The sequence below is a fragment of the Flavobacterium psychraerolatum genome, assembly GCF_025960985.1.
Taxonomy (GTDB): Bacteria; Bacteroidota; Bacteroidia; order Flavobacteriales; family Flavobacteriaceae; genus Flavobacterium.
The window spans coordinates 16642-31427 of the sequence record NZ_JAOQMX010000037.1; the positions used below are offsets into that span (position 1 = coordinate 16642).

Annotated in this window: 12 protein-coding genes; 10 read left to right on the forward strand and 2 right to left on the reverse strand. The window is 34.5% G+C overall.

Translation table 11 applies throughout. The annotated features are described in order from the left end of the window. Positions 1-10: 10 nt before the first annotated feature. The 6 genes from M2326_RS13200 (at position 11) to M2326_RS13225 (ending at position 8120) form a co-directional block, all read left to right on the forward strand. Complete coding sequence (locus M2326_RS13200) at positions 11-1465, forward strand: RagB/SusD family nutrient uptake outer membrane protein (protein ID WP_264620026.1); 1455 nt, start codon at positions 11-13, stop codon at positions 1463-1465. 303 nt (positions 1466-1768) lie between these two features. After that, positions 1769-2740, forward strand: coding sequence for a hypothetical protein (locus M2326_RS13205; RefSeq protein ID WP_264620027.1), 972 nt, complete (start codon positions 1769-1771; stop codon positions 2738-2740). Between the two features lie 1233 nt (positions 2741-3973). Continuing rightward, positions 3974-5257: an APC family permease gene (locus tag M2326_RS13210; RefSeq protein WP_264620028.1), complete on the forward strand. Its 1284-nt coding sequence runs from the start codon at positions 3974-3976 to the stop codon at positions 5255-5257. A 432-nt stretch (positions 5258-5689) separates the two neighbouring features. Continuing rightward, on the forward strand, positions 5690-6277 hold the full coding sequence (locus M2326_RS13215; RefSeq protein ID WP_264620029.1) for a hypothetical protein: 588 nt from the start codon (positions 5690-5692) through the stop codon (positions 6275-6277). A 644-nt stretch (positions 6278-6921) separates the two neighbouring features. Further along, positions 6922-7500, forward strand: coding sequence for a hypothetical protein (locus M2326_RS13220; protein ID WP_264620030.1), 579 nt, complete (start codon positions 6922-6924; stop codon positions 7498-7500). 104 nt (positions 7501-7604) lie between these two features. Next, a complete protein-coding gene (locus M2326_RS13225) occupies positions 7605-8120 on the forward strand; it encodes a GNAT family N-acetyltransferase (RefSeq protein WP_264620031.1) in 516 nt (171 codons plus the stop codon). An 87-nt stretch (positions 8121-8207) separates the two neighbouring features. Here M2326_RS13225 and M2326_RS13230 read toward each other — a convergent pair whose 3' ends face one another. Then, entirely contained in the window at positions 8208-10316 is a 2109-nt protein-coding gene (locus M2326_RS13230; RefSeq protein ID WP_264620032.1) for a thioredoxin domain-containing protein, read from the reverse strand. A gap of 417 nt (positions 10317-10733) precedes the next feature. On the opposite strand from M2326_RS13230, the gene M2326_RS13235 reads away from it, so the two are divergent. From M2326_RS13235 to M2326_RS13260, 4 genes are all read left to right on the forward strand, one after another. Further along, a complete protein-coding gene (locus M2326_RS13235; protein WP_264620033.1) occupies positions 10734-12050 on the forward strand; it encodes a caspase family protein in 1317 nt (438 codons plus the stop codon). Between the two features lie 765 nt (positions 12051-12815). Further along, entirely contained in the window at positions 12816-13058 is a 243-nt protein-coding gene (locus M2326_RS13245; RefSeq protein ID WP_264620034.1) for a hypothetical protein, read from the forward strand. Further along, positions 13049-13366, forward strand: a complete 318-nt coding sequence (locus tag M2326_RS13250; RefSeq protein ID WP_264620035.1) for a type II toxin-antitoxin system RelE/ParE family toxin — start codon at positions 13049-13051, stop codon at positions 13364-13366. Before M2326_RS13245 ends, M2326_RS13250 begins: the two co-directional genes overlap by 10 nt. A 97-nt stretch (positions 13367-13463) precedes the next feature. Next, a complete protein-coding gene (locus tag M2326_RS13260) occupies positions 13464-13820 on the forward strand; it encodes a helix-turn-helix domain-containing protein (protein WP_264620036.1) in 357 nt (118 codons plus the stop codon). A gap of 311 nt (positions 13821-14131) precedes the next feature. On the opposite strand, the gene M2326_RS13265 is transcribed toward M2326_RS13260, so the two are convergent. Then, positions 14132-14782, reverse strand: coding sequence for an alpha/beta hydrolase (locus M2326_RS13265; RefSeq protein WP_264620037.1), 651 nt, complete (start codon positions 14780-14782; stop codon positions 14132-14134). Positions 14783-14786: the final 4 nt, after the last annotated feature.

Here is a 14786-nt window from a genome sequence, read left to right on the forward strand (position 1 = left end):
GCATAATATAATGAAAAAATTCATCCTATCTAGCCTAGCAGTACTGCTTATTTTTGCGGTATCCAGTTGCGAAAAAGACCTTTTGGACACAACACCCAAAACCAGTATTCCGGAAGCCGATGCCTACAGCACGCCAGGAAAAATGGCAGCTCAAGTAAATTATTTGTACAAGCTGCTTCAAAATCAAAGTTTGTATGGCGGTCGTTTTATTGTTTTTAACGAACAAAGAGCAGACGAATTTGGTCAAAGCGACGGAAATGCCGCAGCAGGATCAGCGGTCTGGAATCAAAACGTAGCCTCGACCAATGATTTTGTAAATAATGTTTGGTCGGTTTGCTACACAGCGATCAATGCGTCCAATATTTTGATAGACAAGCTGAATACTACAACCGTACTGAGCGATGAAGTAGCCAAAAATTATCGTGCCGAAGCGCAATTTGTGCGTGCGTTGTGCTACCTAAGTCTTGTACAAACGTATGCCAAGCCTTACGCACTCGACAAAAACGGACTAGGTGTTCCCTTGCGTCTAACACCTATAACGACCGCCGGCAACAATGATTTGGCTCGTTCCAGCATCGATGCGATATACAAGCAAATCATAACAGACTTAGACCAAGCCGAAACCAATTTGCCAGTCAATTACAGCAGCAGTTTGCTAAATGTGTCGAGAGCCAAAAAAAGCACTGCAATAGCTCTTAAGACAAGAGTCTATTTGATACAACAAAACTATGACAAAGTAATCGAGGAGGCGCAGAAAATAGTTTCATTGACTGCGCCCTACCAATACAGTTCAGGCAGTTTAACACATCAGTTAGAACCTAATTTCACGGCTATTTTTACCGGCAGTTACACGGGTAATGAAGCACTGTTTTCTATTCCGTTTGCCAACAGTACTACTGAAACACCGGCTTCTCAAAGTAGCTTGGCTTTTAATTATGTGGGGCAACCTATCATTGTTTTGGCTACAGACGGCATCGCTAAAGATCCTGCACTCAACACCACAGCCGATGCTCGCGCAACGCTAATTGCAACTAATAGCGCCAACCAAAAATTACTCAAGAAATTCAATATTACCACGGCGCCCTTCCGCGACTACGTACCCGTATTACGCTATGCCGAGGTTTTGCTCAATTATGCCGAAGCAAAAGCCAAAAACAACGATTTGACCACCGCTATAAATTTACTCAAAGCCGTTCGCAATCGTTCCAATCCTAGTTACGTTTTTCCGTCTAGTGCCACAGATATCCAAACTGCTTTGATCGCCACCATTTTGAACGAAAGACGTATTGAGTTCCTTGGCGAAGGTATTCGATTAATGGACTTACAGCGCAACCTCCTGACGATTCCATCAAAAAAAGGCGCCATCGGAACCGCTCCTTTAGTCCTGATTACTAGTAGCAATTACATTTGGCCTATCCCGAGTGGTGAAATCGCCACCAATAAATTAATAGTTCCAAATCCGTAACAAATATGTTCAATAATTTGGGCGTTCCACCAAAAAATAAGGGCCATGCCGTTTGCGCGTAGCCCTTATTTTTTTGGTGGCGGGCTATTCGTTGCAAGTCCTCAACAAGTACCGCTATCGCTACACTTGTTTGTGGGCTTTTCACTGCTATCCCTAACGCAAGTCATAGAGAACGTTTTTTAGAAAGACAGAAAAATCATTGTTAATTGCTTTTTTAATGAGATAGAAACGTATGATATTGTGTATATTTGGTAGTTATAGCCAATTGTAAAACTCACGAACCTCCGAAATAAAATATAGAAAATGACATTAAAAGAAGCAGTATTAAAAAGTTTAGAGGACATTAATAACATCACCAATTATTTGACTGTTCTTAATCATATAAATGTCAATAATTATTACGATTTTGGTGTTGCAAAAACTCCTGGATCTACAATCTCGGCAGTTTTAGGTGATTTTATCCGAAATGGAGATACAAGAGTAAAACGAATCAAACAGAATGGAGCAACTTATTCTTATTATTTAACGAAAAACGAGCAGAATATTGGTATTGAAGTTTTGAGTGGTGACGCTATAACTCCGATAGCTAAAACAACAAAAAGTAATAAGATAAAAACTTACGAAGAAAGAGACTTACATAAACTCTTAAGCAGTTATCTGAAAAATGCTGATACTTATTCAAAAACAATTTTTCACGAACAATCAAATGGTAAAGATAACAACCAAATATGGACACATCCAGATATGATTGGAATTAAGTTTCTGAATTTGCAGACCAAAGCAAGTCAAAACTTTCTAAAATCAATAAATCGAATTGATACTTTTAAATTAACATCCTACGAACTTAAAAGAGAAATCAATAGCGATAGTGAACTTAAGAAGGCATTCTTTCAAGCTGTTTCCAATTCGAGTTGGGCAAATTACGGATATTTAGTTGCATTAGAATTTAGCGACAGTTTAATTGAAGAAATGGCAAGACTTAATCAATCTTTTGGAATAGGAATTATTGAATTAAATGCAAATCCATACCAAAGTAAAGTTCTTTACCCTTCCGTATTTCGAGACCTGGATTTTAAAACAATTGACAAACTATGCAAAATGAATAAAGAATTCGAAAAATTTATTGAACAAACAGAAAAATTAATGACAGCAAGCGAAAAATATGTTTCCGGAGCAGAAAAAGAACTTGACGAATTGTGTGATGGATACTTTGCAAATGATTCAGAAGTGGAGAGTTATTGTGTAGAAAAATATATACCGACAAATCCTGAATAACATAAACCATTGGCTATCATAACCATTTTAAATTAGCTACATTTTAGCAGAGTTTACATTTCGCATCAAGTATCCATTAAGCTGAAAAGGTGCATTTCCAAATTTACAATCCTCATTAGCTGTCCAAACGAAGAACTAATACAAAATAATCTGTGGAAAAAAACTATATTCAAAACCGAAAAAAAACTATTTAAAGAACAATGCAAAAAGAACATTGGAATTAAAATTTTTGCTTTTTTAATATTTGAAACAATCCCAATTTTTTCGGTGAGTTTAATTTAGTTACATTATTCGTTATTCTCTTTATCTTATTTGTTTTCGTTTATTTAACTTATAATGAATCAAAGAATTTTCTATAAAATTGAATTCGATAATAAAAAATAAATAGTTTAGCTTGTAATTTTGACAATGATTGGTTGGGAATTTTTGAAATTAAGAAAGTTAAAATCCAAGTTAGAAATCGTATATCTAGATCAGGAAGTATAATGGGATATAGGCTAATATTCAAAAGTGCAAACAAAAACATACTCTAAACAAGTGGCATAATTGGAGTGATTTCATTTTATATCAAATATTTACAGAGTTTAAAAAAGTAAAAAATTATAATTGATGAGAAATCATTAATTAATGGTATTAGGAAGAAAGCAGAAGAGGAAGGCGAATGGAAGGACTAAATAAAAGAAACGGTATTCATAATACACGAAGGCATAAATTACTTACCTAAATTATACCCAAACTGCTTAGCCTTTTCGATGCGGTTATTTATTAAGAGCTTTGAATAAATGACTAACTAGAATAGTATAAAACACTCTGCAATTCAAAATATTTTTTGTTAAATGTGATCTTATAAACTCGAAAAAGACAATTAATTAGGGGCACTCATTTGTTAAATTACTTACTTAAAAGACAACTATTGTTGTGTAAACTGCATTGTTTTTATTATTTTTGAGAAAGATAAATAAGGTGTTTTCAGAGACTACATTTGGGCTGTTTATTAAATGAATAGGTGCCAATAAAACACGATAAATACTTTGCCTTCTAATTGGGTTGTACGAAAAATTAACTTCGCAATCCAATAAAATTGCTGCCCAAAATGAATTGATCAAATGGGTTTAGAATTGAGATACTGCTGTTGCGAAAATCTAATCTGCAATTGGGCTAAAATGAATTTTTCACGAGGTGAATTTAGGAATACTGATAGTAAGGTGATAGTGTAATATAGTAATGAATTAAATGGAAGAGAGTAAAAAAACAGGAACAATTTCTGTATTGGGAGCGGCATCGTTAGGGGTGGGTTCTATGGTTGGAGCAGGTATTTTTGCATTATTAGGAGAGGCTGGAGCCATTGCAGGAACAGCTACTTATTTATCTTTTTTAATAGGTGGTATTGTAGCCTTATCTTCGGGTTATTCCTATGCTAAATTAGGTTCGAAATTTCCATCCTCTGGAGGTGTAATTGAATATCTATTTCGAGGTTTTGGGAAAAATACTTTATCCGCCTCTTTCTCGGTTCTTTTTTTAATAGCTAGTATAATTTCAATGAGCATGGTTTCTAAAACTTTTGGAAGTTATGCCCGAAGTTTAATAACTGTTGAGCCCTCAAAATTATTAGAAAATGGGTTCACAAGTTTAATTGTAATCATTTTTGTCGGACTTAACTTTGTAGGAAGTAAAGTAGTTTCAAAAGCAGAAAGTGTCATAGTCATCATTAAATTAATTATTTTATTAACCTTTATGGTTGCTGGTTTAGACTATGTTAATTGGAATGAATTTTCAACTACGGGATACCCCGCAGCCACTAATATTTTTGGAAGTTTGGCCATAACGTATTTTGCTTACACTGGTTTTTCTGTGATAACAAATACTGCGGGTGACATGGCTAACCCCTCTAAACAACTCCCCAAAGCCATATTTTTGGCAATTGGTTTCACTATAATATTATATGTAGGTTTATCACTGGTAGTATTTGGAAACCTATCTGTAAGTGATGTAATTAAATATAAAGAAACGGCCTTGGCAGAAGCTGCAATGCCAATTTTTGGTACTATTGGTTTTGTTGTAATTTCAATAGCAGCTTTATTGTCTACATCGTCTTCCTTAAATGCAAATATGTTCTCTGTTTTAAACATGAGTAAGCAAGAGTCTCAAGAGGGAGAAATTTCGGTTCTATTTATGAGAAAAATATGGAAACAAGGCACCGATGGATTACTTATTATAGCCATAATAATTTTATTAATGGCTAATTTTTTAGATTTAACTGCAATAGCTTCTTTGGGATCAATAGCAACTTTACTAGTAACGATGACGGTACATATTGGACATTATAAAATAATTAATGAAACTAAAGCAAGTAAAGCAGGAGTCTTATTTGCTATTTTCTCCAATTTAGCAGCTGTTGTCTTGTTCTTTGCTTATATAATCAAACAAGGGCAAACGACTACTTTAGTAATGATTTCAGTATTACTATTATTTTGTTTTCTTTTTGAGAGATTCTATCTAAAAAAGAAAATCCAATAACTATTCTATTTCAATTGTACTAAATAATAGGATCACCGAATTTTATAAGGTGGCTATTGCTACTTGAAGGTAAAAGCAGCGTTGCTATAGCTGTAAATGATTTTACACTAAAAAATGGTTCTCGTCGCACTTAAGTGCTAGGAGATGTAGTTGAAAGATTTTCTTTGTTGATAGACCTTTCTAAACTGGATAAAATAAAGAGACAATCAATTGACTTTGAAAATTTCATCTTTGTAGATTAATTTAGTTTTTATAAATAAATTCGCAGACTTTACGACAGGTTATAAGTTAATCTATATAGCTACATGAAAGAAATAACATGTTAAGTAATCGTTAAATAAGGTTCAATCTTATTACAATAGCAATAACTTGTTTGATCGTTCGTTGTTTATGATAACAATAATAAGTTATACATTAAAAGGATTCTACCTCATGAAGAAAATAATAATTACGGCAACGGCCTTATTACTTTTTACTACAAACATTTTTAGTCAAACCACAGTTAAACCTGCCAATTCGGGTAGTTTACAATCTCAATTTGAGAACCTTATTGATAAATCAAATAGCTTTCAGGATTATAAAGTAATTAAAAAAACTTCGTTACTAAAGTTACAAGCTAATATTCTCGATTCTCTTGCTGTTTCAAAAAATAAGCTTATAACCAATGTAGCTTTTCAAGAGTCTCAAAAGAAAACTATAGATAGTTTAAAAAATAAATCTGCAGCTTCACAAACGATTGTTTCTGAATTGGTTTCTGAAAAAGAAAGTATTTCAGTTTTAGGTATTCAGATCGAAAAATCATTGTTTAAAGTGTCTTTTTTTCTAATCGTAATTGGATTGATTGCTGCAGTGTTCTTTTTAGTTTTTATGTACAAGCGAAGTAACATTATTACCGTACAATCCAAGTTGGCATTAAAACAGTCCCAAGAAGAATTTGAAATCTATAAAGAAAAAGCATTGGAACGCGAACAGAAAGCGATGCGTAGGTTGCAGGATGAATTGAATAAGCAGAAAAAATAATTCTCGAGAATTCTCTGGTGTTGCTAAAACCACAAAGATTGAAAATCATAGGTTTCTCAAGATTTTAAATAAATAAAAAAAAGGGCTGTTGAAAATAATCAACGGCCTTATTTAGTTTGTATAGTAGATTGTTAGAAAAAAATAGCCTAAATAACGCTACTAATAAAACGGCTTATGGCAAATAGTTATTCTGATATAGAAATACAAAAGGAATACATTTTTGAATTGACAGCAGCAGTTTTGCGTGAGGGATAGGAACGGAAATCCTTTTTTGGGGCTTTTTTTACCCCCAAAAAGATTGTAGAGCATAGCCCGACCCGCGTATTTTAGCGGGTCACGCCCATGATGCTATTAAAACAAAATAAAGAGGGTAATCTCTTTTCTAACTCCTGTTTGTACTTGATTCCTACTCGATTTTTTAACCGAAAGCTGTACTTTTTATAAACGATATCTTCAAAGCAATCGGACCTCTAATAATTGGGGACAAATTGCGTCATTTCACACAAATAAGCTGTACTAAAGACAGATAAAAGGGTGGTAATAAATTTTTTAAAGTAAGAATAAAACGTTATTCTTGCACTCGACAAGAGTATACGAGATTTCTGTAATTGGAAAATAACGAACATTGATAAATAATTTGATTTATGAAAACAAATAAGGTTGTAAAATCGATTTTGATGGTAGCTGTGTGCTTCAGTACTTTTCTAGCAAAAGCACAAGAGGCAAGTGTTGAAGAAACTACGTACGGAATTCAAACGGGGCTCTTAGGGATCTGGGCGCACCGTGAAGAGAAACTTACTAATCAAATTGCGTTGCGCGAAGAAATTGGTTTTGATGGTGGTTTTTGGAGTGGAAGCTTCTACCCAAAAAACGGTTTTTTATTGACTCCTGTTATCACCTTGGAACCAAGATGGTATTATAACTTGAATAAAAGAGTTAGAAAGGGACGAAATATTGACGGCAATAGCGGAAATTATCTATCACTTAAAACAAGTTATCATCCCAATTGGTTTGTGATTTCTAATTATGATAATGTAGAAATTGCCGACCAAATCTCATTCGTTCCAACTTGGGGGATAAGAAGAAATGTTGGAAAGCATTTTACCTATGAAACGGGTATTGGAATTGGTTACCAATATATTTTTGCCAAAAGTGTGGGCTATCAGAAAAACGAAGGTCAGACGACGGTAAATTTAAATCTTCGACTTGGATACCGTTTTTAACAACTTAACAATTTTAAACGGTGCTAATGTCTTCGTTCGAAAGGCAGCTTTGAAGTGTTTATTTTTGGATATTTAAAGTAGTTTTGTATACAAACATAATATAAATGAGTCAGCATTTCCAAAAAGCCAATGTTACCCAAATTCCCGAAATATGGACTATTCTGCAACAAGCCATTGCGCGCAGAAAAGCTGATGGCAGTGATCAATGGCAAGACGGTTACCCCAATCCTGAAGTGATTCAGTCAGATATTAACAAAAATGCGGCCTACGTTTTGATCGAAGAACAAACAATCGTGGGCTATTGTGCCCTATTGATTAATGATGAGCCTGAATATCAAAACATAGAAGGGCAGTGGATTACAAATGATCATTTTGTAGTTTTTCATAGAGTCGCCATTGCTGAAAACCAATTGGGAAAAGGATTAGCCAAAAAACTAATGCAGTTCATAGAAGCATTTGCAATCAATAATAATATTTACAGCATCAAAGCCGATACTAATTTTGATAATCATGCCATGATGGCAATATTTGATAGCTTGGGATATGTCTACTGCGGTCAAGTATTTTTTAGAGGTACGCCTAGAAGAGCATACGAAAAAGTGCTAGAACAAAAACGCTAAAAACAGTAATTAGTATTTGACCCTGCTTTGCTGCAGGTGTCTAACAACATGTGCTTGCCCGTACCTACAGCAAGCACATCTTGTTTTTTACTTCAACTTCTCCACCGTCTTCACAACATCTGTTTCAGGGAGTTTACACGCACCTTCAACACAAACATAAATATAGGTTTCGTCAGGCATAAAGCGGCTATCCATCAACGGAATTTTGCTGTCTTTGGTTGCACCTGCGTACAATACATTTGGTAAATAGTAGTTTTGTAGCGCGCCAATTTTTTGTTTGGCAGCAGGGCCAGAAACTGCTACTTCATAATATGTATCTGTATAGTTGAGCATCAGGTTCAACCAATTATAGTAAGCGGTCGGGTAGGCGATGGCGTCTTTTTTAACATTGTTGAGCATTTGCTTGGCGATTGCGCTATATTTCGCATCCGAGAAATAATGACCTAACTGAAACAAAGAGCCAGCCAAAACAGAGTTCGAACTCGGAATCGCATTGTCACTCACTTCCATTTTTCTAGTGATGATATTGGGACTGTTATTAGCTGTAAAATAAAACATATGCGTTTTGGCATCAAAAAAGTGAGCCAAAGTATAGTTCATTAAATTATGTGCTTCATTCAGCCATTTTTCGTCCAAACTTACTTGGTACAAAGCAATGTAAGCATCAATCACAGCAGCATAATCCTCAGAAAATCCGTTGATCGAACTCTTTCCGTCCTTGTAACTGTGGTACAAACTACCGTCTTTTTGCAGTTGCGTCGTGCGAATAAATTCGGCGTTTTTTTGTGCCATTTCCAAATAATGCGGATTTTTTAAGGCCTTGTACGCTTGTACATACCCCTTAATCATCAAGGCATTCCATGACGTTAAGGTTTTGTCATCCAGGTGTGGACGGCTTCTTTTCGATCTAGCGCTTAGCAATATTTTTTTCCATTCCGTGATTTTAGTTTGTAAGGTTCCAATCGCAATTTTGTGAGACGTGGCAAAAGCAATATCCGATGCTGTTTTTACCAATACATACTTGTCTTTTTCCCAGAATCCCGTGTCGTTCACATTATAGTAGTCCTTAAAAAGGTCAAAATCCAATTTAAGCACTGCTTTCAATTCGGCAATCGTCCAAGCATAAAAAGCACCTTCCTCGAGTTTGTTTTTACTGTCTTTGCTGTCCGCATCCAACGAAGAATAAAAAGCACCATTTTTGGCCATCAATTCTCGTTCTACAAACGTAAGCGTTTCTTCAATCGTTTGTTTGTAAGTAGGGTTTTTGGTCGCTAGGTACGCATCGGCATACAAGCTTACAAGTTGCGCATTGTCGTACAACATTTTCTCAAAATGCGGAATATGCCATTGCGCATCCACAGTATAGCGCGAAAAACCACCACCTATTTGATCATACAAGCCACCGTTGGTCATAGCATTTAGCGTCGTAGTGACATGATTTTGCCATTGTGCGTCTTTCTTTTGGTAGCCATAGCGCAATAAAAAATGCATCGCATCCGGCATCGGAAATTTTTGATCTCCTGCCAATCCTCCATGGGTAACATCAATATTTTTTTGCCAGTTCTTCAAAGCAGCAGTAAGTTCGCTACCGCTAAAAGCTTCCTTACTCGGATTAAAAACAATCTGCTCCGATTCTTTGATGCCTTGCGTCAATTTATCAGCATATTCCGCTGCTTTTTTAGGGTCGCTTTTATAGAAATCGGCTACTTTGAGCAGCATTTTTGTCCAATCGTCTTTCGGGAAATAGGTACCTCCAAAAATCGGTCTTCCGTCAGGCAATGCAATGCAGTTAAGCGGCCATCCGCCACTTCCAGTCATCAATTGTACCGCATTCATGTAGATTTGGTCAATATCAGGACGCTCTTCACGGTCGACTTTTATGCAAATAAAATTGTCATTCATGATTTTGGCAACCGAGTCATTTTGAAAACTCTCTTCCTCCATCACATGACACCAGTGACAAGCCGAATAGCCAATCGAAATCAGAATCAGTTTGTTTTCCTTTTTTGCCAAAGCCAAGGTTTCAGGATTCCAAGCACGCCAATTCACGGGGTTGTGCGCGTGTTGCAACAAATACGGACTCGTTTCGTTGATCAATTCGTTGGTATATTTAAAATCGCCGTCTTTGGATGGTTTGCAACCTAGCAGCGCCAAACTAAAACAGAATAATAGAAAGAAATATTTTTTAGGAAACATTTGGTTTGGTTATCAATATTAAAAAAAGGAAAGGTATAAAAAAAGACTTGTACAAAGTATCAAATGCAAAACTCTTTTTCGAATCCGTATTACTAGGCGAAGATTAGCTAAACCCTTTACATTCTAGTTATTTGGGCGTTCCACCAAAAAAATAAGGGCAACGTAGTTTGCGCATAGCCCTTATTTTTTGGTGGACCGGTCCCGAAGTTTCGGGATGTTCCAAGTCCTCAACTAGTTCTGCTATTGCTACACTAGTTTGTGGGCTTTCCTCGTCAATCCCTAACGCAAGTTATCGATAGTATTTTTGAGACATGATAAAAGACAGAAAAAACTTTAGTGATTGTTTTTTCTAAATGAAGAAATACGCATAAACTTGCGTATATTTACTAGTTATGTGTAATTTTAAAAAAAAACCTGATGCACAAAAAATCATTAGTAATAGGAATCAATAAATATTTACATTTTTCAGCTTTAGAAAATTGTATAAATGATGCAGAAGATATTCATAACTTTTTGAAAGAAAATGGATTCGATAGCACTCTTTTAAAAGATTCGTCACATTCTGATTTAATAAAAGCTATTAAAAATTTCAAAAGTTCAATATCTGAAAATACAGTTTCAGTAATATTTTATTCAGGTCACGGTTTACAAGATGACAAATTTAATTACTTAGTAGCATCCGATTCGGAAGTAAGATTTGTAGAAGATATTAAATACAATTGTGTCTTAGCCGATGATTTACTGATAAGAAATTCAAAGACAAATCTTCATTTACTTATTCTTGATGCTTGTCGAAATAATCCATTTTACAGTGGTTTAAAAAATTCTTCTATCGGTTTGCTTAAAATGAATGCTCCAGCAGGCACTTTAATAGCTTTTTCTACAAGTCCTAATTCAAGTTCAATAGAAAGAGTTGGAGAAAGAAATGGAGTTTATACTAAGTACCTGCTGAAAAATATGCAAACCCCAAACTTGCCAGCCGAATTAGTATTTAAAAATACTCGTAGTGATGTAATTAAAGATACGAATGAAAAGCAAATTCCTTGGGAAGAATCTTCATTATTTGGAGAGGATTTTTCCTTTGTAAAAATTAAACAAGAAAGAATTGAAGATTTTATAATTCAACTTTTATCTTCAAATAAGCAAATATCACTACCTGAATTAATGCCATTCTTTACTTCTAATATTTTTGATTCTGTGTCAATTGAAAAATTAATTTTAACGTTGTTATTAATCAAAATTAGTTTTTCCAATGAGCAGGAAAATCTAAGTTCAAAAACTGTTGATGAAGATTATTTTAATGAAATCTTAATTGACAAATATTATCCTAAGTTCCAGGAAAGAATAATAAGCGAGGATAAATCTTCAGAGATTTTCGATGTAGAGCTTTTTGATAAAATAACAATAGAAAAAAATGTAAATTTTGGATTTAATATCTTGGAATTACCTGAGGATTCATTTCCGCAATTAGTAATGAATTTTATAAAGTTTAATGGAAAAGAAGGAATTCTCTGTTTTTATATTTCAGTAATAGAAAATCAACATTTTTTAAAACCTATAATTATCACCTTAAATGAAAATGATATAGAAATTTATAATTTTAAAGTAATAAACGGAAATAGAGTTACAGAAATCACTAATCACTATTTTAAATTGAGAGAACCTTTTGAAAAAGAAGTGCCAAACTTTCAAAATTACTTTGATATTATAGAAATTGATGAAGGAGAATTATAAAAAACTAATGAAACAAAAAAAGAAAAACTACATATAATAGCCGTTTTGCGAGATTGTGGTTTTAGGCTTAATTTAAAGATGGTTTTGTATTTGGAAATTTTGTGCTTAATGGAAAAATCTTGCATCTTTACTCCCCAACCTCCCCAAGACGTTAGCGGTAATGCTATAACCGAATTAAATGAAAGGATTTCCAATTTACAAGAAATCCCCGCTAGTGCGAGCGTCCCGCTCGTACCCGCCATCAAATTCAAGTCCTTTTTATTATAAACACAATGAGTAGAAAATACAAATTTACAGAAAAATTAGGGGCATATTTTATAAGTTTTGCTACTGTAAACTGGATTGATACCTGCTTGTCGGTAGACAGATATTTACTAGAAATGCCTATTTTTGGGTTATAATAGAATCATTAGAAATTTGTAGAAAGAATAAAGGAATGGAAATATCCGGATTTGTAACTGATAGTATAGATTGGAAATATAGCAGTGCAGGAAATTATGGGAATAACGATCATACAATTTTAGAAATTGATATGAATTAGTTTGTGGGCACGAGCGAGACGCTCGCGCTAGCGGAGTATGGATATGTGCGAATTACAAGTATTGGTAATCAAAGCAATTATTATAATCAAAGCAACTTTAAATCTTCAATTTCTCACCTTATAAAATGCCCAAAACATTGACTACAAGAAGATGATGTTCGGTAATTTATGAAATTTTATAACTGAATCGTTAATTTTGTATCTTTGAAAAAAAATCAATTATAATGGATTTAGAAGCAAGAAAGATAACATTTGTACAAGAGTTTTTAAGGCTGCAAAACGAAGAAATCGTTAGTGGGCTAGAAAAGTTATTGCGCAAAAGAAAAGCTGAATTGACTGAAAACAACTTCAAACCAATGACAATGGAACAGTATGATGTTGAAATTGATCAGGCGATGGAGGATTCTAAAAATGGGCGAATGATAAAAGCCTCTGATTTAAAAGCTAAAGTCCAAAAATGGATTTAGAAGTTTATTGGTTAGAACTTGCGGAAAGCAAACTTGAGGACATTTACAGTTACTATTCAATAAAGGCGAACAAAAGAGTTGCTGCAAAATTAGTAAATGCAATTGTAGACGCAACAATTGGAATAGAAAAACAACCAGAAATTGGTCAAGTTGAAACTAGCTTAAAACACAGAAAACAAGAGTTCAGGTATCTAGTTTTTAAAAATTATAAAATAATATATTGGATAAATTATGATTTCAATCGAATTGAAATCGCAAATATATTTGACACAAGGCAAGATCCTGAAAAAATAAATGAGATCAATTAATGCTTCTTTCCAATCTTTAATTTCAAGTATGTTGGATTCGGTTTATCGGAACACATGCTGAATATGACAAGATTAATGCTAATGAAATTTAATTGTGATGAATATTAAACCTATAAAAACAGAAAGTGATTACAATCAAGCTCTTGAACGACTTGAGGTAATCTTTGATGCAAAATTGAATTCCCCAGAAGGTGACGAATTGGAAGTGCTTGGGATTTTAATAGACCAATATGAAAATGAAAATTTCCCTATAGGTTTACCTGACCCAATCGAAGCCATCAAATTTAGGATGGAGCAAATGGGATACAGTCAAGCTGATTTGGCAAATATAGTAGGCCTTAAAAGTCGAGCTAGTGAGATTTTGAATCGCAAAAGAAAACTTTCATTAGAGATGATACGAAAACTTCATGAAAGCTTACATATTCCAACTGATGTCCTAATCCAAACCTATTAAAGTGTACGTAACTATCGGTCGTTTGCCCTCCAATCTGGTGCTTGACTGCTTCGAGTACCTATTTAACTACAACCAAAAACCGTAGCGTTTGTAACGCCGGATTGTTATATTCCAGATGTTTTAGTATAAAAAAAGAGTTTTACATTTCTATAAATGTAAAACTCTTTTTTTGGTATATAAATAATGTGAATGTTTACCCAAATCTGCATGAGGGATTGCAGCGGCATCCTTTTTGGACTGGCTTTTTTGCCAGATCAAAAAGATATAGCGAAAAGCCCGCCCCGTAGTTTTTACGGAGGGTCATGCCCAAATTATTTTCCTTCTACCAACCAATTTTTGAAATCGTAAAAATTTTGTGGAGCAACTCCGTGTCCTACTGGATATTCTTTGTAAGTCGCGTTAATGTTTAGATTCTTCAAAAAAGGTCCTGTTTTGCGTGCCCATTCAATTGGAATTACTTGATCTACGGTTCCGTGGGAATGGAAGATGCGTAGGTTACTAAAATCGTTTTTAGTATAATTAGTTTCCATGATATCTTCATTTGCATAACCGCTCAAGGCGATGATGTTTTTGATTTTTTCGGGATGTGATAGGGCAATGGCGTAGCTCAAAATGGCGCCTTGGCTAAAGCCTAACAAAGTTACATTGTCTTGGTCAATTGGGAAATTGGCAATCAACTCTTCGACAAAATTAGCAATCAAATCACGGGATTCACGTGCTTGATCCAAGTCTGAAAACTTGTTTTCGTCGGCGTCAAAATTGATGGCGTACCAAGCATAGCTTCCGTATTGCATGTCATAAGGCGCACGGGCAGAGATGATGTAATATTCATCTGGAAGCTCGGATGCGAACGAAAATAAATCGGCTTCGTTACTGCCATAACCGTGCAATAATAGGATCAAAGGATTTTTGTCCAGAATAGTTTTTGGTTCTCTGATGAGGTATTCTAAGGATAAATTCATGTTG